Here is a 22,744-nt window from a genome sequence, read left to right on the forward strand (position 1 = left end):
AGCAAAAAAGGCAAAATTTACAGATATATAAACTTTTATGCTGGATTTTGAGTATCTATGAAAATTGATCACGTTCATTTATATGTAGAAGACGCCAAAGTGTGGCGGGATTGGTTTGTACACCATCTTGGTTTTCAAGCAGTAGCCGATCGCATCAGTTCATTTCATACTTGTACAGAAGTGGTCAAAAGTGGCACTGTCTGCTTTTTTCTGTCTTCGCCACTGTTGCCCACAAGTCCAGTAGCTGAGTTTCTGCGTCAATATCCCCCAGGTGTGGCAGATGTGGCTTTTGCTGTCGAAGATGTCGAAGGCGCGATCGCACTAGCTGAAAAACACGGTGCTACAATCCTACAACCCATCCAGGAACGCCAGATCGGTACGGCATTCCTCAAGTGTGGCAAAATTGCCGCCTGGGGTGGACTGACTCATACTTTGATCGAAAAGTCATTTGTAACTAACACAAATGACAACGGACAAATCACAAATGACAACACTTTTACCGCCATAGATCACATAGTCCTGAACGTGGCAGTTGGTGAATTAGAGCGTGCTGTCGCTTGGTATGAAAATATCCTAGATTTTCAACCCCAGCAAGCATTTAAAATTAAAACCGATCGCTCTGGTTTACACAGCCAGGTGATGGTTTCGCGCAACGGTAGCGTCCAATTGCCCATTAATGAACCGGCTTCCAGCAATTCCCAAATTCAGGAGTTTCTCGATGTCAATCGGGGGGCAGGAATTCAACATATTGCCTTGCGGACGACTAATCTTGTGAGTGCGATCGCTAAATTTCGTGCCAGTGGTTTATCCTTACTCTCAGTTCCTCAAACCTACTACTCGCAACTAAAACAGCGTCCAGGACTCACCCTATCACCCCTAGAACTGGAAGCGATCGCTCAACAGGAAATTCTGGTGGACTGGCAAGAATATACTCCTGTAGGGGGACAACAAACCGCACCCCTACTACTGCAAATTTTCACCCAGCCCATTTTTGAACAGCCGACATTTTTCTTTGAGTTTATTGAGCGCCGTTTCCAAGCTAAAGGTTTTGGCGAAGGTAACTTTCGCGCCTTATTTGAAGCCATTGAAAGCGAACAAATCAAACGCGGTACCTTGCAATGATGCCTGAGTACAATTTACCTTTTTTGTACTATTTCTATGGACTTAATGGTGATAACCTTGATTTGTAAGTAACTTGCAGAGTGAAAGATATTGAGATAAATCTAAAATTTTACTTACAGTTTCCAAGCTCCCAAATTTTATCAGCACTTGGGGTATGAAGTTTTTGGAGAGTTAGAGGATTTTCCTCTAGGTCATTGTCGATATTTTCTTCAAAAGAGTTTACAAAAAAAACCTTAGCTAGTAGGTTACGCTACGGCAAAACGCCTAACACATGGTTCACAACACAGGCAAAAGTTGGATAATTTCTCCAGGATTTCTCTTAGGATATTCACGCCAAAGTAGATTGTACACCTGTAGTAAAGACTTTTTTTCAGGATCATCATCAGAATAACTTAATGCTAATTCGTAGAAGTCAGCAAAAGCTGGTTGGATTTCACAGCCTAAAAATTTGCTAACGAAACTATGTTTTCCAGTAATAACAAGGAAATCTAACTTAGTACACATAATTACCTAATCAGGCTCTCCAGCATACAATGCAAACCAAAAATGTCCACATTCATGATTAAACTCTGCAATAGTTTCAGCCGTTGCTGGAAATACAAATGCGAGAGGGAACGCTTTTAAAGGCTCAAATGCTATTGCTACAATTTCTTGATTCCCATGTTGCGATACTGCTTGCAAGAGTTTAATTTCATCTTCTTCAGAAAAGTGATCTCCACTTTCTGTTGGTATGGCAATCCAGTCAGACTGCTTAATAATATTAAGTTTACTAGGCTCGATAGTACTTCCAGAACCGATTACAACTTTGTTTAGTTTTTCCCTAAGTTTAGTTACTTCTTCATCATTGAAAATAGGCTTTAAAAATTTCCATTCTTCACTCATAATTTCCCTGAAGGTGATGGTAGCTTATATCTAAATACTGTGTGTTTTTTACTACCTAATGGATTAACTTGTTATAGTTAGAGAACCTTCCGTACTATTATTCCGAACACTGATTGTTGAAATATATTGTTATATCTGGATAGTTCTTGAGCTAATTTTTGTGCAGGGCTTAAATCACGCTGTTACTCTCGAAAAATAGCCATATATCTGAGATAATTGTAATAAGAATTAACATTTTCCGCCGATGCTAAGACTGATTACTGACTTCGACGGCCCAATTATTGATGTTTCTGAACGGTACTACCGTGTTTATCAATTCTGCTTGGAGAAAACCCGTCGTCCAAACCAAGTAGTGCAAGAACTTCCGAAAGCGGAATTTTGGCAGTTAAAGCGATCGCGCGTTCCTGAAAAACAAATCGCCTTAAATTCCGGGTTAGACGAAACCCAAGCCCAAGAATTTGCCCAGTTACGACGCCAAACTGTGCATACAGAACCCTATTTCAAGTATGACACTCTCCTGCCCGGTGCTGTGGATGCACTGTTAAAAATTCAACAAGCTGGAATTGATTTGGCAGTTCTGACTATGCGCCGAGTTCGAGAACTAGATTATGCTTTTAAAAAATACGATTTGGAGAGATTTTTCCCGGAAAATCGTTGTTATTGCCTGAGTAACGACTACATTAAAACTCGCGATATTGAAGATAAGCCCTTATTGATGGCTAGGGCATTAAAAGAACTGCCCCCGGCTGCTGATACCTGGATGGTGGGAGATACGGAAGCCGATATCACCGCAGCTAAAAATTATGGTATCAAGGTGATGGCTGTGGAATCTGGGATTCGCGATCGCACCCAATTGGAACTTTACCACCCCGACTTAATCGTTAAGGATTTCAGCGCTGCTGTAGATTTAGTCCTAAAACCTAAACACCTTGTCTAGAAAGGCTCTGTAACTGCAACAGCTTGAATTAATCAGCATTCAGGTTACAAATCAAAGCAGGAGTCAGCATACATATTCTGACTCCTGACTCTCTTATTTGAGAAGAACACACATCAACCATGTCTTCTTCATAGAAACTTGCTTACGGGTAGCTATTTAGCGTAGAAAGCTACTAACCAACCACAATAATATAAACGTTACTACCGTAGAGAACTGATTCGTTCCCAGACTGGTAAATGATATTTGTGGTAAGAGCCAGCTAGCAACTAGTCCCCCAGCGATTAAGCCAATTATTAAACTGACCAGGGTGAACAAAACTGCTCGGCCAAATTTGCCTTCTTTGCGATTGAGAAAATAAATACTGGTAGCTACCCCAACCACCAATGCTAACTGCAAAACCTGATCTCCTCCCTCTGGATAAAACAGGCTAATAGAACTCAAACCAAGAAACCAAGCTCCTGGTAAGAGTATATCCGCAGGTGTTGGCTGATCCAGCATCCGTTGCAGCCATGCAGGTGACTGCTCGCGAGGGGTTGGACTTTCTTTAGGAGGCGATTGCACTCGCAACTCTGGAAACCGGATACGCTCAGGGACTTTAATTTTACCTTCCTGGCGCATCCGTAAGCGATCCATTAAAATCGCATCGTAAGCCGCTTCAATTACTTCTAAATGCTTGGCATCGCCACTATGTTGCTCGAATAGGCGATTACGAGCATCCTGAATTTCATCGAAGCTAGCCTCTTCTGATACCCCAAGTTTTTCGTAGGGATTTTGATCGCTCATGGGAGTTTGTTACTTCAGCCTCAGTCAGCGGCAGTCTTTTGTCGAAGAAAAAACAGCTTTAGGTTTTATTTTGATCGAAACTAAAATCTCGACCTAATTTTATGCCCTACCAGGATAGTAGCACGGGTTAGTTTGATCGACTTTGTAATTTCAACTATAGTCACTTTAACATATTGCTATAACTCCGTGTATACCCTCATGTCGTTGATCAGTTCTGGCTCTAATCTAGAATTTGAACGGAGAATACCTAAAATGCATAGTTTTTATGAAAAAATCAACTTTACTGTTTCAAATTTGGCAACTTACTGTGCCCTAATAGAGTTTTTTTTAATTATACTGAATAATCGCTTGTGGTATATATCCGCATATCGATTTAAAATTGAAACGTTTTAAGTTACCACCTAACTGGGATCAATAAGGTGTCTTGGTATCAAGAACTGTTGCGGCTAAAGTCAGAGCGCTTATATACTGTGGCTAACAGAAGTTTCGCGTTCTCATCGCCCACAATCCTGATTAGAGTATTTACTTTTAAATAATCAGGATTCTTATACCGTAGCCATGTAGATTCTTAGTTAGTCCGAAAGTGGCAACTGCGTTTTTACGCAACCCTCTTGTTAATCTTACGAATTTTTGTGCAAAGTAATGGTCATGGCTCCTGCCAAGATTCTTGTAGTTGACGACGATCCTGCGGTTCGGAATTTAATCCAACGCTTTTTGATTAAGCAGAACTATCAGGTGGAGGCTGCCGAAGATGGAAAGACAGCCTTAGCTCTATTTGAGCAATTTAACCCTGATTTGGTGATTCTAGATGTGAATCTACCAGATGTAACTGGGTTTAACCTCTGCCAAGAGATGCAAAGTCGTAATGGTGTTTTTGTTCTGATGTTGACTAGTCGTGCTGACGAAGCTGACAAAATTCGCGGCTTTTCTAAAGGTGCTGACGACTATCTCACCAAGCCTTTTGGGCTGGGAGAGCTAGAAGTCAGAGTCGGAGCTATTTTGAGGCGTCAGCGAGTGATAACTACGGCCGAGCAGAAACGCTTGGTATTTGAAAAACTTATGATTGATCCGGTGCGACGGGAGGTGGCACTTAATAACCAACCAGTACTCTTAACTGCTCTGGAATTTGACTTGTTGCATTTTTTAGCCAGTCATCCAGGTCGAGTTTGGCGGCGTGCAGAACTAATCCAAGAGGTGTGGGACTATGAATATGTCGGCGACCAGCGGGTTGTAGATGTACATATCGGCCAAATTCGCAAGAAGATTGAAATTGATGCAAGTCAGCCAGCATTAATTCAAACTGTACGTGGCGTAGGGTATAAGTTTGAATCTCCTGCTCACCCCCAGCAATTGGAAGCCAAATCCTGAGTTAATAGTCTAGAGTTTTTTAACTCTTGACTATTAACTTTTGGGGGAGCAATTAGTGAATTTCTTTGGCTTTAGTAAAAGACAAATTTAGGCAATCAAAATAGGTAGATATTGCTCAAATACAGACCAAGCAGTTATTTTAGATATTGATTTATCCGTTTAAGACAGTGGACAGGGGAGAGAGTCCACTGGAAAATATTTCTTTGCTTCTGACCGTTTTAGTAGATATAACGGTGCTTCGGGTGGAGTTCGGAGGGGTGCATAGCTGTGCTACCCTCCGAACGTGTTTGTATCCAAAAGAAAACCGCTATATAAGCAAGTATTAAGGGTCAGCTAATATACTTAAGTCTTGCCTCAATTCTAAATCTTGTACTATTACCAACTAGTTTTAGCAACAGGAGAAACTATTGGAACCTTTTTAAGGATGAGAATCTACTGATCTTTTTGTTGTAATATTGCCCCCAGATGGCCGATCGCTATTTGGTCAAAATCCCATTGATGGGGCACGGTTTGCCGTGCCCATATTAGGGCATTAGCCGCCAGAATAACGCCCTTCATACCAGTACCTATGGGGTGTCTAGTAGATTAGCTGTTGCGGGTGAATCGATGCTGGGCATTTCTACTGAGGAGTGGTGGAACAAAGTTTCCAGATAGACTCGGGCAGCACGGCGATCGCTATCTCCATTTTGGAGTAAAAACAATGATAACGCCGCCGTCAACACTCTGTTTTCATCCCAATCGGGATGCTTTTCTAAGTAGTTTTTTAAGGATTCGTGGAGTGTTTCGGGAATTTCTGTAAAGATGCTAACCGTTGCTTTCATGAGATTTTCCTCCTATGAGGATAATCAAGAGGGACAAGTTGCTTGCGGTGAAGCGGCTTAGGGCTACCTTACACGCTCTTTCGCTAGCCCGACAATCTGCGCCCACATCTGGTGGTAATATATTTTACACATTTGATGCCAACGGTTGAACGGACTATAAAAGCAAGCCGAATCATTGTGCGGCAAGAGGGGGTGGGTTTGTCAATGCTGCGAAATGTTAAAAACGATTGTATAAAAAATAAATCCGAACGAAATAATCAGGTTTAAAGCCGAGTTTTCGTTACTTTACTTTATAAAAACTCAGTCTTTGAAGTTCCTTGTCACTGTCAATTAACAATCCCCAGTCAGACGGCAAGAAGCCTATTAGTTCGTTGAGCACCTGTGGAAAACTGCGAAAATCTCTGTGGAAACCCTGTGGAATGAGTGAGGAAAATTGCAGGCAATGATAAGAATTACCAAAATGTCACGAAACGATGACATTTAACCTGATGAAATTAGCTTCTCAATCCCAATTATCATCGTGGCTGCCCTCGATACATCCCCAGGTGTGGATTTTCGCAATTGGTAGATTCTTCTCGGAAGTTGGCACCGGCTTTACCCTGTTTTACGCCCCGATTTTTTATGTCAATGAAGTTGGTTTATCTGCAACCAGTGTTGGGGTAGCCTTGGGTAGCGCCTCGATTTCCGGCATTGTAGGGCGGATTGTCGGTGGTTCTTTGGCTGATTCTGGACACTGGGGACGCCGCCGCACTTTGTTGCTAGCCACGGCGATTTCAGCCATTGCCTCTCTAGTTTTAGCTGCAACCAATAATTTTACTATTTTGGTAATTGGTAGCTTGATTAGTGGTTTAGGGATAGGTTTCTATTGGCCAGCTGCTGAAGCTGTTGTTGCTGATGCCAGTGAGATTGATAATCGCCGCGAAACTTTTGCGATCGCCCGATTAGCAGATAATCTGGGGTTAGCGATCGGAATTGTCCTTGCTGGGTTTTTAATCGCGATAATTGGGAGTTATCGATGGCTATTTGTCATTGATGCCATCTCTTTTCTGGTATTTTTTGGTGTTATCTATGTGGGAATTATTGAAACCGAACAACAGCAGATAAAGGAATTGGAAAATACACAATATATTGCTTCTTGGATGGCAGTATTAAGCGATCGCCGTTTCTTAGTCTACATAGCAGTTAATATATTCTTCACAATATATATTTCTCAAATACACAGCATCCTACCGCTTTACTTCAAAAACTTTGTCTTTGTAGAAAGTACCAGCGAAGGATTTGCCCAAACTACCATTAGCGGGCTATTTGCTTGGCATCTGGTGTTCGCCATCATCTGTCAGTTGCCTGTCACCAGCATCTTAAAACGCTGCTCTCACACACTCGCACTCACTGTTTCTGCCATTTTCTGGGCAATTGGTTTTGGCCTGATTTGGGTAAGCGGTACTGCCCCATCTCATCATCTGGTTTGGGTAATATTGGCATTGGGAGTATTTGCTGTGGCGATTGTTTCTTATACCCCATCTGCTGCTTCTTTAGTCACTGAATTAGCCCCGGAAAATCAACGCGGCGTTTATTTCTCCATCAACGCTGTGTGCTGGGCTGTTGGCTCTTTTATTGGTCATCCCTTGGGTGGATGGGCATTAGATCAACCGCGAATTATTACTGATAGTTTGTGGCTAGGCTTTTCTTTGAGTGTGATTATTGTGGTGGTAATTTTACAATACCTCAAGCGAATTTTGGCTGAGTAACATACTCCCCACGGTAGGATGAATTGTTTTTTTGATCTATTGCCGACGTTCTTGTTGCAACTTCCGATACACCGATTTCAAATCAACTTGATGGTGAGCCAAGGCAACCAAAGTATGATATAGCAAATCAGCCACTTCACCCGCGATCGCATCTGCTTCATCATCCTTAAAGGCCATCACCACCTCAGCGGTTTCCTCACCGATCTTTTTCAAAATTTTGTTATCGCCACCTGCGAATAACTTAGAGGGGGTCGAAGAGGTTTATTAAGTTATCTTTAATACGTTTTAATTAAGTAGATAGACAAAAATATTTACAGTCATTGCGAGCGAAGCGTTCGCGGAGCGTCTCGTTGGCGCAGCCTCTCGTAGAGAAGAGAAGCAATCTCAGCCCTTGCGATTGCTTCATTCCGCTTCGCTCCATTCGCAATGACATTGTGTAATTAATTCTGTCCGACTAATTAATGCCGAGGTGTATAGATGAGGATAACTGCTGAGGAGTTGTTGCAACGATATGCTGCTGGAGAAAGAGATTTTACTGGGGTTAATTTGAGGGGGGCTGACTTGAGTGGTGTCAATCTTAGTGGGGCTAACTTGAGTTTTGCCAATTTCAGTAGTGCTAATCTCATCGGTTCCAATTTGAGTGGTGCTAACTTGTTCAGGGCTGGTTTGGACGGAGCTGATTTGACAAGGATTAACCTTACTGGGGCAAGTTTGGAAAGGACTCGTTTCGGAAGTATTGATATTGTAGACGCTAATTTGAGCGGGGCTAACTTGAGTGGCGCGACTATGACTGCTGACTTCAGTGGTGCTAATCTCAGTGGTGTGAGCCTCATCGGTGCTGATTTGTATAGGTCTTACCTGAAAGACACTATCTTGAGGGATGCTAACCTGACTGGTGCTGATCTGACTAACGTTTATTTCGAGAACGCTGACTTTACTAATGCCAACCTGTTGAATGCTGATGCCGCTCATTGCACCTTTGACTGTGTTATTCTCCATAACACCACTATGCCAGACGGCAGTATTATCACTGATAACCGTTGGAGTGGATAAGGAATAAAAACTATTCAGCAAAGATTTTTCACAAATCCACGGTAGGATTAATTGTTTTTTTGATCTATTGCCGACGTTCTTGCAACTTCCGATACACCGATTTTAAATCAACTTGATGGTGAGCCAAGGCAACCAAAGTATGATATAGCAAATCAGCAACTTCACCAGCGATCGCATCTGCTTGATCATCTTTAAAGGCCATCACCACCTCAGCAGTTTCCTCACCGATCTTTTTCAAAATTTTGTTATCGCCACCTGCGAATAGTTTACAGGTATAAGAACCTTCAGTAGGATTATCGCGGCGATCGCATATTACTTGAAACAATTGTGACAATGTATCCCCTGGTGGTGGGGCAATTTTCCCTTCTATTTGGTGAAAGCAACTGCGCTCTCCAGTATGGCAAGCAACATCTCCTAATTGCTCTACCCCGATGAGCAGCGCATCACTATCACAGTCATAACGGATACTTTGCACTTTCTGAATATGTCCAGAAGTCGCCCCCTTGTGCCACAATTCTTGCCGGGAACGGCTCCAAAACCAAGTTTCTTCAGTTTCTAAAGTTTTTTGTAACGACTCCTGATTCATCCACGCCATCATCAGGACAGTACCATCCAAATAATCTTGGACAATTGCAGGTACTAGACCCCGTTCATCGTAGCGAATTTTCTCAACAGGGATGGTGTAATGCAGTGAGCGCGAATCGTTAGAAGACATACCAGCTAGTTTGCTCTAATGAGAATAATTCATGGATTCACGATACCATTCTGAATAGAGCAGCTGGCATATTTTTTTGAATTGAACTATCTTATCTAGCTCTCAACAAGAGCATTTCGTTCCATAGCAGACTGCATCTTCACAGCGCTCAACGCGACTTGGTGAGCTTTTGAGGCTTCACCATACCAATGAATTGCCGAGTTAAAAGCTGCTCGGTAAAGATCCTGGTATGCTTCAGATAATCGAGTTTGAATATCTAGAGGCAAGTCATTATTCGACTTGTATAACATATTGTTATTTTTTTGGTTCAGCTAATTCTATAGGATAGAAATTCTAAGTAACTTTTGACCCTATCCTAAGATAGAGCTTTTTATTGCCCACTGTTAGGAGAGAACTTTGGTAAATACCACAATTAAAACAACAAAATCACAAGAAGTCTTCGCCGCCGCTCAAAACCTCATGCCAGGAGGAGTCAGTTCTCCAGTTCGTGCCTTTAAATCTGTAGGCGGACAACCCATAGTTTTTGATCGTGTTAAAGGCGCATATATTTGGGATGTAGATGGCAACCAATACATAGACTATGTAGGCACCTGGGGCCCAGCTATTTGCGGTCATGCTCATCCAGAAGTAATTGCAGCGTTGCATGAAGCTCTAGAAAAAGGTACCAGTTTCGGCGCTCCTTCAGTCCTAGAAAATGTTTTGGCAGAAATGGTCATCGATGCCGTTCCTAGCATCGAAATGGTCAGATTTGTCAACTCTGGAACTGAAGCCTGTATCGGAGTTTTGCGGCTGATGCGGGCTTTCACCAACCGAGACAAAATCATCAAGTTTGAAGGCTGCTACCACGGACACGCCGATGCGTTTTTAGTAAAGGCAGGTTCTGGAGTTGCTACACTTGGTTTGCCAGACTCGCCGGGAGTACCTAAATCGGCAACTAGCACCACTCTAACCGCGCCTTTCAATGACTTGGAAGCCGTTAAAGCCTTGTTTGAAGAAAACCGCGACGAGATTGCTGGCGTTATTCTTGAGCCAGTCGTCGGCAATGCTGGATTTATTGCGCCTGATGCTGGCTTCTTAGAAGGATTACGGGAACTGACTCACGAGTATGGAGCATTATTGGTATTTGACGAAGTGATGACAGGCTTCCGTATTGCTTACGGTGGCGCTCAGGAAAAATTTGGCGTCACTCCCGATTTAACAACCTTGGGTAAGGTGATTGGTGGTGGTTTGCCAGTGGGAGCCTATGGCGGTCGTCGGGATATTATGTCAATGGTTGCGCCCGCCGGCCCCGTATATCAAGCTGGGACTCTTTCTGGTAATCCTTTGGCGATGACTGCTGGGATTAAGACTTTAGAATTGCTGCAAAAGCCAGGTACTTACGAGTATCTTGACCGGATTACTAAAAAGCTAGCAGATGGTTTGCTGCAAATTGCCCAAGAAAATGGTCATGCGGTTTGCGGCGGTCAAATCAGCGCGATGTTCGGCTTATTCTTTACCTCTGGCCCAGTTCATAACTACGAAGATGCAAAAAAGTCTGATACAGCTAAATTCGGACGCTTCCATCGCGGGATGTTAGAGCATGGTGTTTACTTAGCACCTTCTCAGTTTGAAGCTGGGTTTACGTCTTTTGCTCACACCGAAGAGGATATTGAGCAGACTTTAGCAGTTGCACGGAATGTAATATCTAGTCTGTAACCTGTTAAGGCATTTCCAAATAAAAAAGTATCCAGTGACCTCTTGTGGGGTGGCCATGTTTTCATTGGTGTCAACTTAAGCCAAAACCCTTTTAAAAACTCGTTTCCAGCCTCTGGCTGGAAATGCACCTCATTGCGGCTCTGCCGCAAGTCTTGAGGCGGCAGCCCTCTCGGAATGCGTTCCCAGTCTCCGACTGGGAACGAGACAATCTCTAAATGCTGCTTCTAGACTAACTTTCACCTTAAGTTGACACCAATGGCATGTTTTCCACCCCACAAAATAAATGATTTATTAGAAGCCCAACTTGGCGCTAAATCCCCGTTACAAAACTTAATTACGTTAGCGTTCGCGTAGCGTCTCGTAGAGAGCGTCATTACGAATTATTCTAACGGGTCTGCCCTGTGCCGTCATCACTCAAGAAAGGTCACATCTTCGTCATAATTTTGCAATGGCTTCGTCAACAGGAGATGAAATATTTAACCTACATTTAGGTATATTCATATTAATCAGGCAGGATCAATTACCTTTTCCAGTTCTCGAAATTCCCCTCATACCACCCCATAGTCTACAAAAATTAACGCGCAAGAAGGCTCTCACCTTCATAGTGAGGGTTTTGCTTATAGATATTAGATTATCCGTAGGGTAAGGCATTTTTTCAGAGTCAGGGTTGGAGCTAACTTTAAAAAATATACCAATCATGCTGTAGCTTAGAGGGCAAAGCTTACAAAAGTCTAAAAAACTGCCCGAAGTATTGTAAAAAAAAAGATGGTTCGACCCTTGAAGGAGCTATAAAGTGCAAGACTATAAATCATTTTTTGGTCTGCAAAAAATATTAATTACGTTGCTTGTCTTGAGTTCCAGTTTGAGTGTAAGCACGATGATGCTTATCAAGTCAAGCTCATCTAAGGCTCAAAGTACAGAGAATAGAAATGTAAACAATCTACCAGCCAAGGTTAGAACTCAGCAGCAGATTGAAGAACTAAAAGCGACGATGCTTAAAAGTTGGCAGCAAGAAGCACAAACAAAGGGTCTTTCCTATGCTGTGCCACTACGCTTTCAAGGGGCAATAGTTGAGTCGGCAAAACTTACTCCCGAGCATAAAGTAATTGCTCTCACCTTTGATGATGGGCCATGGCCTGAGAGTACCGCGCAAGTACTGGATATTCTTAAACAAAATCAGATCAAAGGGACATTTTTCCTCATTGGGCAAAACGTGAAGAATTATCCAGGCTTAGTAAAGCGGGAGATTGCTGAAGGTCACGTAATTGGCAATCATACTTGGCATCATTGGTATCAATTCTTGAATCCACAAGCAGCTGCCTATGAAATTGTCCACACAGCAGACCAAATTTATCAAGTCACAGGAATTAAAACAAATTTGTTTCGACCACCAGGGGGAATCATGCACAATGGGGTGGTTGATTACGCTAGAAATAGCAAATATGCGATCATTCTCTGGTCAGCTGACTCTGTAGACTACTCGCGTCCTGCTGTACCAAAATTAATTAATAATGTGTTCAGGAAGGCCAAACCAGGTGGGATTGTGCTGATGCATGATGGTGGTGGTAATCGCTCTAAAACTGTGCAAGCTTTACCAGAAATTATTGCCAACTTTCGCAAACAGGGCTATAGCTTTGTTACTATCCCTGAACTTTTAGAAATGCAAGATAAAGATCAAAAGCTGATTGCCAACAAAAAGTAATTGTTATTTCGATGGAAATCAGCGGCTCTATGAATCGCCACTCGGCAACTAAAAACAAGCTGAATTTTTCGGGCGATTTGGAGATTTTTTTCGCTAAACTCAACTAATAATAAGGTCTACCACTCAGGAAAATCATGAATAAAATTGTAATGGCTTTGCTTTGCTGCTCTAGCTTTTTTGCTTTGACGCTCCTAACTGTCAATCCAGCTTTTGCTAAGAAGCTTTCTCCCGAAGATTTAGCCAATCCTACCTTAACATCCACTGACACACAGACAGTTGCTGCACCTGTTTCACAAGAATATCCCCAATACCCATCAATACGTGCTAATGAAAGAGTTAAAGAGCTTGCCATGCAGATGTTTGGCTGTGCCTGCCCCATCTGTCAAGCTAGGGCAAGTCAGATGATACTACAAGGTAGTCTGCCTATACCTCAGTGATTTAGATTAGGGACTCAGCCAATTGTAGTCACTTGCTCTTTTGAGGTTTTAACTGGCTAAGTACAGCTTTGCCTAAGTTTGTAGCGAATGGAAACAAACTTTGCGCCCCTGTGCGTTTCAACTTAAACCCTCAATTGACCACGAATTTACAAAACTGTGTACTAAGGAATAAGAATTAAATAACATACAATTTATGTCTCTGGCTTACCTCACCCTCAATCCCTCTCCGATATATTGGAGAGGGAAGCTAGATACAGGATGAAGTTTTGCATTAGAACCTAGCTGAACGATGAACTATTTCTGGTTTCTTTAAAATTCCTTATTAACTCACCCTTCTTACAAAAAAACCGTCCAAAATTAACATCTGAACGGGATTTTTACGTATTAATACTTTATGCCAACATAGTTCTGTTTCCGGTTGTACTGATACCGAAAAACTACAAGTCAGGAGGCAAAATAACTTGATCAATTGCGTGGATTACACCGTTACTGGCTGTGATATCTGCCTGAGTAACTTTAGCATCATTGACAGTTACACCGGTAGTAGGATCAACCTTAACGTTGATTGTGCCACCTTCAAGGCTTTTAACTTCGCCAGACTTCAAATCAGTGGACAATACCTTACCAGGTACTACATGGTAAGTTAAGATTTTGATCAATACTTCTTTGTTGGCTGGTTTTAACAATTCTTGCAAAGCATCTGGTGGCAACTTAGCAAAAGCTGCATTAGTGGGTGCAAAAATAGTTAAGTTATCTTTGCCTTGCAAAGCTCCGGTCAATCCTGCTGCTTTCAAAGCCTTGGTTAAGGTGGTAAAAGAAGCGTTTGACTCTGCCAAAGCTAACAAGTTTTTGCCTTGATTGTCGCTTGCCCCTGGCCCTGGCGGAGTTGTAGTAGGTGTCTCAGTAGATGGTACTTCTGTTGGTGGTGTGGTAGTACGTGGGGTGCGGAGTGCAGGTTCACTAGGTGTAGCGCTACCACCACGGTTATAGGGAGGCTCGTTGAAAATACTTGGTTTGGGATTTAGCGTACCACCGCCACTGTTCTGTGCTACTTGTTGGGGCTTGGTATTGCCCTTTTCTATTTCGGAAGCAGCATCAGCAGATGTGTATTGAGCGTTTGCTTGAAGGCGTTGTCCCTGGTTATAGGGGGCTTCGTTGAAAATACTGGGGTTAGGATTTAGTGCCTCTTTCGCATCAGATGGTAAAGTAATGAGGACGCTAAAACTAGTAAATCCTGCTATGCCTGCCAACGTGGTCAGCAATTTGCTGTAATTTGTCTTCATAAATTTTGTTTGTCTTTTTGTCCACACACTACATAAAGATTTATAACATTTTGCTATGCACAAAATCTAACGGAAGAGGGAAGTAAGATTTTTCCTAGAATAATTTGTGCTGGCGAGATAAAGTATCTAACCTCAGATCAGGCTGATAAGTATGAAATATATCTAGCACATATTTTATCTAAATTGAGCAAATTTCCTCCATCACACCAAAAAGATTTAAAAAGCCTCATCTGGTGTAGCGCCAACTCTAAGAAAGTGTGAAAATCTCACATCTACAAGTTATGAGTTAGAATAAGCTGTCAGAAAGATTATAGTTAAAAGCCAATTTATATACAAACTTATACCTAAATTAATAGTTGATTCAAAAATCCTGAATCCCATACAGGAGAAGGCTATATCTCTGAATTAACCATTGATTACTCAGCAAAATGTACAGAAATTAAGTACCTACATATCTTAACCTAGTAGTCTGTCAAGTTTAAATTGATGGGTAAGCAACTTGGAAGTAAGGACTTTAGTCCTGATTTTCTAAGCACTAAAGTCCTGACTACAAACCTTCAAAACTAGCTTGACAAAGTAGTAGGCTAAGGGTGACAGAAATTAAAGTAACGGCTGAAGACGACGACTGAGCCGTTTGGTTTATTTATATATGCCGTATATGCCGAATTAAATTATTTAGTTATTTGATATTTTAATCAATCAGAAAATAATATTTTTCTAAATCGATTTAGCCAAAAATCAGGTATAAGTTCAACCCTAATGTCAATTAGATAGACAACAAGCAACTAATGTCAAGAAAAATTACTTGAACTAAAGATACAATTGTAAAGTTAAGAAGTTGACCAGTTACAAGATATACACTATGCTGGAATTATACCAATGGGAACTATCTCAATACTCAGAGAAAGTGCGCCTAATTCTAGATTTTAAAGGACTAGATTACCGAAAAATAGAGGTTACGCCTGGGATTGGACAAGTAGAACTGTTCCGGCTGACTGGTCAAAAACAAGTCCCAGTATTAAAGGATCGTAATCGATATATTGCGGATTCTACGGCAATAGCTAAGTATTTAGACTTAGAGTATCCCGATCGCCCAATAATACCGCAAGATCCCAAAAAACGGGGTTTAACTTTATTGATAGAAGAATGGGCGGATGAGTCTATAGGCATCAAAGGTCGGAAAGCACTATTTGCTGGCATAAGTCAAGATCAAAATTTCCGCAAGTCTTTATTACCCACGTCAACACCAGATATATTTAAAAGTCTGGTTGAAGGAGTACCTAGTGACTTCCTGACACTGTTGGGTTTTGGGGTAGGTTATAGCCCAGATGTGATCCAGTCTGCGATCGCATCCTTAAAACAAGACCTGGAAGCTTTAACATTGTTACTGGCAGATAGTCCTTATTTAACAGGAGATCAGCCGACTTTAGCTGACTTGGCAGTGGCGGGTTTATCGATATTGCTCAAGTTCCCCTCTGGTTCCTATCTGGATTTACCAGCTTCTATTAGAGGCAAAGGATTGCCAATCTTTACAGAGAATATAGATTATGCACCATTCTTCACCTGGCGCGATCGCCTTTACACCCAATTCCGCAAACCATTAATTATTACCACTCCACCAACCCCAAGTGCGCCAACTTCGATTCAGATTGACTAGGTAATGGGGCATTGGGCATTGGGCATGGGGCATTGGGAGAGAATGACGAATGATTAATGACTAATGACTAATGACTAATTCGCAACTTTTGCCCTATGCAATTAAAATTCAACATAAGAGATAGCACCAACAATCATGTAATTAATTAGATGAATTCGGGACAGCCATTAGGTTCGGTCATTCAAGGTTCTCTGACTGAAGGGTTAGAAGTTCGATTGCATCCTGACATTTCTGTGGAAGATATGCGGGTGGGTAAGTTTCTCGTTGTGCAAGGGATGCGATCGCGTTTTTTTTGTATGCTGACAGATGTGGCATTGGGAGCTGCTAATGCGCGAATTATTGCTAATCCCCCCAGTTGGGAAGATACTTTTTTACGAGATGTTTTAGCCGGAAGTGGTACTTATGGTACTATCAACCTCGCGCCGATGTTGATGTTCACTCCCGAATCTGAAGAATCTTTTTCTCCAACAAATGGCAAATCGGCAAATCCCTTCGTCCCATCGATGACGGGTTTGGCTTCATTTGTGCCACAAACCAGCACGACGATGGAATTGTTGCCTGTTAAAACTATTCCTAGCCACTTTAGTCAAGTTTACGATGCAAGTGTTGACGATTTTCGCCGGGTATTTGGCTGGGAAGATGACCCCCAAAGGCGCAATTTTTCCATCGGGAAACCTTTGGATATGGATGTGCCCGTTTGTATCGATTTAAACCGCTTCGTGGAACGGAGTAATGGGATTTTTGGGAAATCTGGTACTGGTAAATCCTTTCTCACGAGGCTAATTTTAGCTGGCGTTATCCGTAAAAATGCGGCAGTAAACTTGATTTTTGATATGCACTCCGAGTATGGCTGGGAAGCTGTCGCAGAAGGTAAAAACGTCAGTACTGTTAAGGGCTTAAAGCAACTTTTTCCTAGTAAAGTTGAAGTCTACACCCTCGACCCGGAATCGACAAAGCGCCGGGGTGTGCGTGATGCTCAAGAACTTTATTTGAGTTACGAGCAAATTGAAGTTGAAGATATTAAGTTATGTAGTCGAGATTTAGGACTCTCTGACGCAGCCCTGGATAACGCCAATATTCTATATAGCGAGTTTGGCAAGTCTTGGATTGTCCAGTTGCTAAATATGACTAACGAAGAAATCGAGATGTTCTGCGATGAGAAGCGCGGACACAAAGGCTCGATTATGGCGTTGCAGCGCAAACTATTGCGGATGGATAGTTTAAAGTATATGCGAGCGGTTTGCCCCCAGAATTACATTAGTAAAATTGTCCAGTGCCTGGAATCTGGGAAGAATGTTGTGATAGAATTTGGTTCCCAGTCTAATATGCTCTCTTATATGTTGGTGACGAATATGATCACCCGCCGTATTCACGAGCATTACGTCAAAAAAGCTGATAAATTTTTACAGAGCAAAAATCCTAGCGATCGCCCCACGCCATTGATGATTACCATTGAAGAGGCGCACCGTTTCCTTGACCCAGGAGTGGTACAAAGTACTATTTTTGGGACTATTGCCCGTGAACTGCGGAAATATTTTGTCACACTTTTGGTAGTTGATCAACGTCCATCAGGCATAGATAATGAAGTTATGTCCCAGATTGGGACTCGGATTACCGCTTTGCTGAATGATGAAAAAGACATTGACGCGATTTTCACGGGTGTATCTGGTGGTAGTGGACTGCGATCGGTGTTGGCAAAGTTAGACTCGAAGCAACAAGCTTTAATATTGGGTCACGCCGTTCCGATGCCGGTAGTAGTGCGTACCCGACCTTACGACGCAACTTTTTACGAAGAAATTGGTGAGCCAGCCTGGGAAGAAAAACCTGACGCAGAAGTATTCGCCGCTGCTGAACTAGCCAAAGCTGACCTTGGTTTTTAGATAGTCATTAGTCATTAGTCCTTTGTCCTTTGCAAATGACCAATGACTAATGACTAATGACTAATGACCAATGACTAATGACTAATTCGTGACATCCCTCCATCCTGACTGCAAATTAAGTTCGGTTATCCGGCTAGGTTTTTGCAACAGAAGAGGGGTTTTTGGCGTCACTATATATATAGTCAGTAATTTCAAGGAAGGTTAATTTTTTTTTGCAAATGGGCAATTTTGAATTATAATTGGAAGCTTTATCTTAAGATACTTTACTATCTGCCAGATTTATCGTATTATAAAGCTAAGTAGAACTCATATCGACTTCGGATTTTATAGTTGCTGTCAGTAACTGTCCAAAAGAAGAATTCTCAAAAACAACCAGCGTGCTTATAAGAGATTGAAAATTTAGGGAAGGTAGGGGAACCTATCATTGGGGGCTTACCGTCTTAACAACGGCTGTATCAATTGATAATTGCTTTTGGTAGCTCCCGATATTTCGTGATAGATGTACTACCTTTATCCATCCATTTTAGTAAGAAAACATACATTGTGTTTACGGAGTAGAGGAAAACGCACCAATGCCTACTGTCAACACCCAAACGGAAAACCTCAACACCAAATTCACGGCTGATATGGTGCGAACCTATCTGCGGGAAATTGGTCGTGTACCACTGCTAACCCGTGAACAAGAAATTGTTTTTGGGAAGCAGGTGCAACAAATGATGACGCTGATCGACGCCAAGGAGGCTTTGGCGAAGAAACTGCACCGCGAACCGAATATGTCAGAGTGGGCTGACCAGGTTGAACAATCGGAAACCGAGGTACAACAAACGGTGGCGCAAGGTAAGCGGGCAAAGCAAAAAATGATCGAAGCGAATTTGCGCTTGGTGGTTGCTATTGCCAAAAAGTACCAAAAGCGGAATATGGAGTTTCTGGATTTAATCCAGGAAGGAACACTAGGATTAGAGCGGGGTGTGGAGAAATTTGACCCAACCAGGGGTTATAAGTTCTCAACCTATGCTTACTGGTGGATTCGCCAAGCGATTACCCGCGCGATCGCCCAACAAGGTCGTACTATCCGCTTACCGATCCACATTACCGAGAAACTGAATAAAATCAAAAAAGTGCAGCGCGAATTGGCTCAAACCTTGGGGCGATCGCCAACTCCAGCCGAAATTGGTAAAGAACTGGAACTAGAACCTGCTCAGATCCGCGAATACCTGAATATGGCGCGTCAACCAGTATCTTTGGATGTGCGAGTTGGCGAGAACCAGGATACCGAGTTGCAAGAAATGCTCGAAGATGACGGCCCATCACCAGAGTATTACACCAACCAGGAATTCTTACGCCAAGACTTAAACAACCTGCTAGCAGAACTAACCCCGCAACAGCGAGAAGTTTTAGCTTTACGCTTTGGTTTAGAGGATGGTAATGAAATGTCATTGGCAAAAGTGGGTGAGAGATTGAGTCTCAGCCGTGAACGCGTCCGTCAGTTAGAGCATCAAGCTTTGGCTCATCTGCGTCGCCGTCGTGCCAATGTCCAAGAATACGTTGCTAGCTAAATGTAGAGACGTAGCAATGCTACGTCTCTATAAGGTGACGCGCCTCCTGAATTCAGGGGGCGATTTTTTTCTGCTGACAACTCTGAGAAAAAATGTCAAAGGCAAGATATCAAAAAATTACAGCAATTTTCGTCTTAAATAGACCACGCGGTAGGGAACATTGCTCATTGGTGTCAACTTAAGATAAAAGCCAGTCTATAACAAGCTTTTAGAGATTGTCTCGTTCCCAGTCAGTGACTGGGAATACCTAATTGGAGGCTCCGCCTCAAGACTTGCAGCAGAGCCGCTTTTGATTTGCATTTCCAGCCAGAGGCTGGAAACGAGGTTCTAAAAGGGTTTTAGCTTAAGTTGACACGCATGAGCATTGCTGTGCCCCTACAACATATCTGGTTCAATTAAATCAAAACTGCTAATTTGTGATTAACCTCATCCAATAGGATGAATCTATTAGATGAACAATAAATACTCATAACTGATGGTAATCTAAGATAGTTGAACTAAATTAAATAAAAACTTTAGTTTTTGACAGTTTTCTTTTTTGGACAATAGTAATATTAAGTCGTTAACAAAGTCTTTGACAATTAAGACTTGGTTATGATTTAAGTAAGTTCTAGAGAACTTAGTTTATTTTTTAACAGGAGAAGTAGGGTGCTTAACAACCTTCATCAGTTATTATCTCCCCGTCAGTGGGGAATTTCCCTCGCGGGCTTAGGCTTACTTCTCGGTTTGGGCTTTATAGGCAAGCAGACTCAAGTAGTATCAGTTACAAATTCTCCATTATCATCGGCTCAGATTCAGAAAACCTCCGAACCCTCTCTTCTGTCGCAGCTAAGAAGAGTTCGAGAGCAGAGAAGTCAACTTAATGCGGCTTCTGGAGATCGGTGGCTTTTTGCCCATAAGAGCGGAAAAACAGTACCTACAACCACGGCGCTGGTTCCAGATTCTCAGGAAGCTACAAAAGATGCAGGAGTTTTACCAAAAGCGAATTTCCCTGAAAAAGATGGGGTTTATTTGTATGGTCAATCCCCAAAACCAAACCAGCTTGGTCAAGGTTACATCATATTTCAAAAGCAGCAGCACAAAGTAACGGGTGCATTGTATATGCCCCAATCAGAGTTTAATTGTTTTCAGGGTACACTCAACCCATCAGGAGAGTTGGCGATGACGGTTAATGGTTCAGCAAATGAAGCCAGCTCTAATCAGTCGAATCAGGTAGCTACAAGCAGTAGATTGCCTAAAGTCGGTGAAGATGAGTCAAGCAGTTATGCTTACTCGGTGGCTCTGCAAGACTTTCATCGGTTAAATTCTATCACTGCTAGCGATCGCAACACATTGCAAATGTGCAAATGATATTCAATAGTTATCTACACAAAGCTAGTCAAATATAAATAAATTCCAAATCTTGATGATGAATGATGAATTTTTGAGTGTTTTCATAAATCGTCATTTATCATTACCTAACTATTGCCTGAACTGCCCCGACGATAAATCTGTATGTATCAGGGTTTGTGTAAAATGCTATTAAAGTTTGATGTTCCAAATGAATTACGCTTGGATGATAAAATCAGATGCGGTGAGATTTGGCGCACCAGTTAGAGTCGCAAACAAACCGCCACTCCCGAAACCAGGCGCACTGCCATTTTCGTCGTAGAACAATTGCCCACTCACAGGGTTGTAGACAATTTTCGCTGTGCTGGCTTGGCCTAAATTAGTGACTTGAAAATCACTCTTCTTACTGAAACCATTTCCTGCAACAGAGGCGATCGCGCTAAAGGCAGTCTTATCCAGTACAATCTTATCAGCTTCAGAACTGTTGAAGTCACTAATCGTATCTACACCAATAGCAGCACTGCTGTTGTAAAGGAATCTGTCAGCACCCGCACCACCAGTGAGTACGTCATTACCAGCACCGCCAACCAGAGTATCATTACCCGTACCACCGATGAGGGTATCATTACCACTATCACCCCGCAGCAAATCATTGCCACCCTTGCCGTCGATCATGTCATCACCTCCCTGACCATTAATCACATCATTGGAGTCGTAAAAACTCGTGATCTTATTGTTAAGGTCATTAAGGAAAGTCACAGTGTTCTTGTTAAACAAATTAGTTTGAGTGGAGTTGGCATCGAAGACATCAAAACTGTCAGCGATGCTGGTCTGTCCATCAAACAGGATATTGCCGATAGCTGGTCTCCTATACGATGGGGGTAAATTATCCAAGTTTTCTAGTTGAAAGTTTTGCAGGATGACTTTGGTGTTGCTTGTATCTTCAAAAGTGACTTCTAGATTCTTGCCGTTTTGAGTTAATTGCAGATTTTTAGCAGTCAATCCCGAACCTGTAAAATCCAAGGTATCCACCTCGGCAATTACCGGCGGTGAAGGTTTTGTGCCAATGCCGACGCCGGCAAAGTCGGTGATGGTGTCGATGCCATCGCCAGGGTGGAAGATAAATTTATCTTGACCACCGTTACCAGTGAGCTTATCGTTACTAGCTTTGCCGTCGATGATATTGTTGCCAATTGTGCCTACAAGAGTATCTGTACCAGCAGTTCCTGTCAGGTTAATAATTGTGCTGCCACTAGCTACATTCTTCCCTCCAAACAGCACGTAACTCTGCCCTGAAAAGGTGCCGGCATCTTGTGCCCCGATAATCAGGTCGTCAAAACCGTCGCCGTTGATGTCTCCCGCACTGCTGACAGAGGAGCCTGAGTAGTCACCTGGATTGATGCCGTTGATGGCAAAGCCGTTAGTGCCGTTGAGGGTGGAGAGGTTGAGTTGGGCACCAAAACCGGACTTGCTGCCAAACACCACGTAGCTCTGCCCTGAGTCGTCACCGTTGGGGGAGGCATTTGGTGCCCCGATAATCAGGTCAGCGATGCCGTCGCCGTTGATGTCTCCCGCACTGCTCACAGAGATGCCTGAGTCGTCACCTGGATTGATGCCGTTGATGGCAAAGCCGTTAGTGCCGTTAAGGGTGGAGACGTTGATGCTGGCATCAAAAGCCCCCTTACTGCCAAACACCACGTAGCTCTGCCCAGAATAGGGAACGTTGGGGGAGGCATTTGGTGCCCCGATAATCAGGTCAGCGATGCCGTCGCCGTT

Annotated in this window: 19 protein-coding genes and 3 pseudogenes; 12 read left to right on the forward strand and 10 right to left on the reverse strand. The window is 42.6% G+C overall.

Annotated features, from left to right (window positions below):
- Positions 1-57: 57 nt before the first annotated feature.
- Positions 58-1,122: a 4-hydroxyphenylpyruvate dioxygenase gene (gene hppD, locus HWQ41_RS07295; protein ID WP_292761039.1), complete on the forward strand. Its 1,065-nt coding sequence runs from the start codon at positions 58-60 to the stop codon at positions 1,120-1,122.
- Between the two features lie 276 nt (positions 1,123-1,398).
- Here hppD and HWQ41_RS07300 read toward each other — a convergent pair whose 3' ends face one another.
- Together HWQ41_RS07300 and HWQ41_RS07305 are read right to left on the reverse strand one after the other, a co-directional pair.
- A complete protein-coding gene (locus HWQ41_RS07300) occupies positions 1,399-1,626 on the reverse strand; it encodes a hypothetical protein (protein WP_292761041.1) in 228 nt (75 codons plus the stop codon).
- A gap of 6 nt (positions 1,627-1,632) precedes the next feature.
- A complete protein-coding gene (locus tag HWQ41_RS07305) occupies positions 1,633-2,004 on the reverse strand; it encodes a hypothetical protein (RefSeq protein WP_292761042.1) in 372 nt (123 codons plus the stop codon).
- A 244-nt stretch (positions 2,005-2,248) separates the two neighbouring features.
- Here HWQ41_RS07305 and HWQ41_RS07310 point away from each other — a divergent pair, with 244 nt between their 5' ends.
- The gene (locus HWQ41_RS07310) at positions 2,249-2,941 is read left to right on the forward strand and encodes an HAD family hydrolase (protein WP_292761044.1); all 693 of its coding nucleotides are present in this window, start codon (positions 2,249-2,251) and stop codon (positions 2,939-2,941) included.
- Between the two features lie 156 nt (positions 2,942-3,097).
- On the opposite strand, the gene HWQ41_RS07315 is transcribed toward HWQ41_RS07310, so the two are convergent.
- On the reverse strand, positions 3,098-3,724 hold the full coding sequence (locus HWQ41_RS07315) for a CPP1-like family protein (protein ID WP_292761045.1): 627 nt from the start codon (positions 3,722-3,724) through the stop codon (positions 3,098-3,100).
- A gap of 648 nt (positions 3,725-4,372) precedes the next feature.
- On the opposite strand from HWQ41_RS07315, the gene HWQ41_RS07320 reads away from it, so the two are divergent.
- Positions 4,373-5,092 carry a response regulator transcription factor gene (locus tag HWQ41_RS07320; RefSeq protein ID WP_292761047.1) on the forward strand — a complete coding sequence of 240 codons (720 nt, stop codon included), beginning with the start codon at positions 4,373-4,375 and terminating at the stop codon, positions 5,090-5,092.
- Between the two features lie 432 nt (positions 5,093-5,524).
- Here the strand turns inward: HWQ41_RS07320 and HWQ41_RS07325 are convergent, their stop codons facing one another.
- Both HWQ41_RS07325 and HWQ41_RS07330 read right to left on the reverse strand, forming a co-directional pair.
- Positions 5,525-5,650 (reverse strand): hypothetical protein, encoded by a 126-nt coding sequence (locus tag HWQ41_RS07325; RefSeq protein ID WP_292761048.1) that lies wholly within the window; start codon positions 5,648-5,650, stop codon positions 5,525-5,527.
- A 71-nt stretch (positions 5,651-5,721) separates the two neighbouring features.
- A pseudogene (locus HWQ41_RS07330) lies at positions 5,722-5,913 on the reverse strand (DUF2811 domain-containing protein); the annotation flags it as partial.
- 473 nt (positions 5,914-6,386) lie between these two features.
- On the opposite strand from HWQ41_RS07330, the gene HWQ41_RS07335 reads away from it, so the two are divergent.
- Positions 6,387-7,661 carry an MFS transporter gene (locus HWQ41_RS07335; protein WP_292761049.1) on the forward strand — a complete coding sequence of 425 codons (1,275 nt, stop codon included), beginning with the start codon at positions 6,387-6,389 and terminating at the stop codon, positions 7,659-7,661.
- A gap of 36 nt (positions 7,662-7,697) precedes the next feature.
- Here HWQ41_RS07335 and hisE read toward each other — a convergent pair.
- Positions 7,698-7,907, reverse strand: a pseudogene (gene hisE, locus HWQ41_RS07340) (phosphoribosyl-ATP diphosphatase); the annotation flags it as partial.
- A gap of 231 nt (positions 7,908-8,138) precedes the next feature.
- Here hisE and HWQ41_RS07345 point away from each other — a divergent pair.
- Complete coding sequence (locus HWQ41_RS07345) at positions 8,139-8,714, forward strand: pentapeptide repeat-containing protein (RefSeq protein ID WP_292761051.1); 576 nt, start codon at positions 8,139-8,141, stop codon at positions 8,712-8,714.
- A gap of 64 nt (positions 8,715-8,778) precedes the next feature.
- Here the strand turns inward: HWQ41_RS07345 and hisIE are convergent, their stop codons facing one another.
- On the reverse strand, positions 8,779-9,429 hold the full coding sequence (gene hisIE / locus HWQ41_RS07350) for a bifunctional phosphoribosyl-AMP cyclohydrolase/phosphoribosyl-ATP diphosphatase HisIE (RefSeq protein ID WP_292761052.1): 651 nt from the start codon (positions 9,427-9,429) through the stop codon (positions 8,779-8,781).
- A gap of 95 nt (positions 9,430-9,524) precedes the next feature.
- A complete protein-coding gene (locus HWQ41_RS07355; protein WP_292761054.1) occupies positions 9,525-9,719 on the reverse strand; it encodes a ChaB family protein in 195 nt (64 codons plus the stop codon).
- A gap of 106 nt (positions 9,720-9,825) precedes the next feature.
- Between HWQ41_RS07355 and hemL the strand changes: the two genes are divergently transcribed.
- The 3 genes from hemL to HWQ41_RS07370 all read left to right on the forward strand — a co-directional run bounded on the left by hemL (position 9,826) and on the right by HWQ41_RS07370 (position 13,263).
- Positions 9,826-11,124, forward strand: a complete 1,299-nt coding sequence (hemL, locus tag HWQ41_RS07360) for a glutamate-1-semialdehyde 2,1-aminomutase (protein WP_292761055.1) — start codon at positions 9,826-9,828, stop codon at positions 11,122-11,124.
- A gap of 793 nt (positions 11,125-11,917) precedes the next feature.
- A complete protein-coding gene (locus tag HWQ41_RS07365) occupies positions 11,918-12,826 on the forward strand; it encodes a polysaccharide deacetylase family protein (protein ID WP_292761056.1) in 909 nt (302 codons plus the stop codon).
- 134 nt (positions 12,827-12,960) lie between these two features.
- Positions 12,961-13,263, forward strand: coding sequence for a hypothetical protein (locus HWQ41_RS07370; RefSeq protein ID WP_292761058.1), 303 nt, complete (start codon positions 12,961-12,963; stop codon positions 13,261-13,263).
- Between the two features lie 437 nt (positions 13,264-13,700).
- Here HWQ41_RS07370 and HWQ41_RS07375 read toward each other — a convergent pair whose 3' ends face one another.
- Positions 13,701-14,546, reverse strand: coding sequence for a fasciclin domain-containing protein (locus HWQ41_RS07375; protein ID WP_292761059.1), 846 nt, complete (start codon positions 14,544-14,546; stop codon positions 13,701-13,703).
- Positions 14,547-15,408: 862 nt separating this feature from the next.
- On the opposite strand from HWQ41_RS07375, the gene HWQ41_RS07380 reads away from it, so the two are divergent.
- The 4 genes from HWQ41_RS07380 to HWQ41_RS07395 all read left to right on the forward strand — a co-directional run bounded on the left by HWQ41_RS07380 (position 15,409) and on the right by HWQ41_RS07395 (position 20,989).
- Positions 15,409-16,203, forward strand: coding sequence for a glutathione S-transferase family protein (locus HWQ41_RS07380; protein ID WP_292761061.1), 795 nt, complete (start codon positions 15,409-15,411; stop codon positions 16,201-16,203).
- 149 nt (positions 16,204-16,352) lie between these two features.
- Complete coding sequence (locus HWQ41_RS07385; protein ID WP_292761062.1) at positions 16,353-18,083, forward strand: ATP-binding protein; 1,731 nt, start codon at positions 16,353-16,355, stop codon at positions 18,081-18,083.
- A 572-nt stretch (positions 18,084-18,655) separates the two neighbouring features.
- Positions 18,656-19,639 (forward strand): RNA polymerase sigma factor, RpoD/SigA family, encoded by a 984-nt coding sequence (locus HWQ41_RS07390; RefSeq protein ID WP_292761064.1) that lies wholly within the window; start codon positions 18,656-18,658, stop codon positions 19,637-19,639.
- Positions 19,640-20,287: 648 nt separating this feature from the next.
- Complete coding sequence (locus HWQ41_RS07395) at positions 20,288-20,989, forward strand: hypothetical protein (RefSeq protein WP_292761065.1); 702 nt, start codon at positions 20,288-20,290, stop codon at positions 20,987-20,989.
- Between the two features lie 195 nt (positions 20,990-21,184).
- Here the strand turns inward: HWQ41_RS07395 and HWQ41_RS07400 are convergent.
- Positions 21,185-22,744: pseudogene (locus HWQ41_RS07400) on the reverse strand (hypothetical protein); the annotation flags it as partial.

Source organism: Nostoc sp. NOS(2021), assembly GCF_017115025.1.
Taxonomy (GTDB): Bacteria; Cyanobacteriota; Cyanobacteriia; order Cyanobacteriales; family Nostocaceae; genus Nostoc.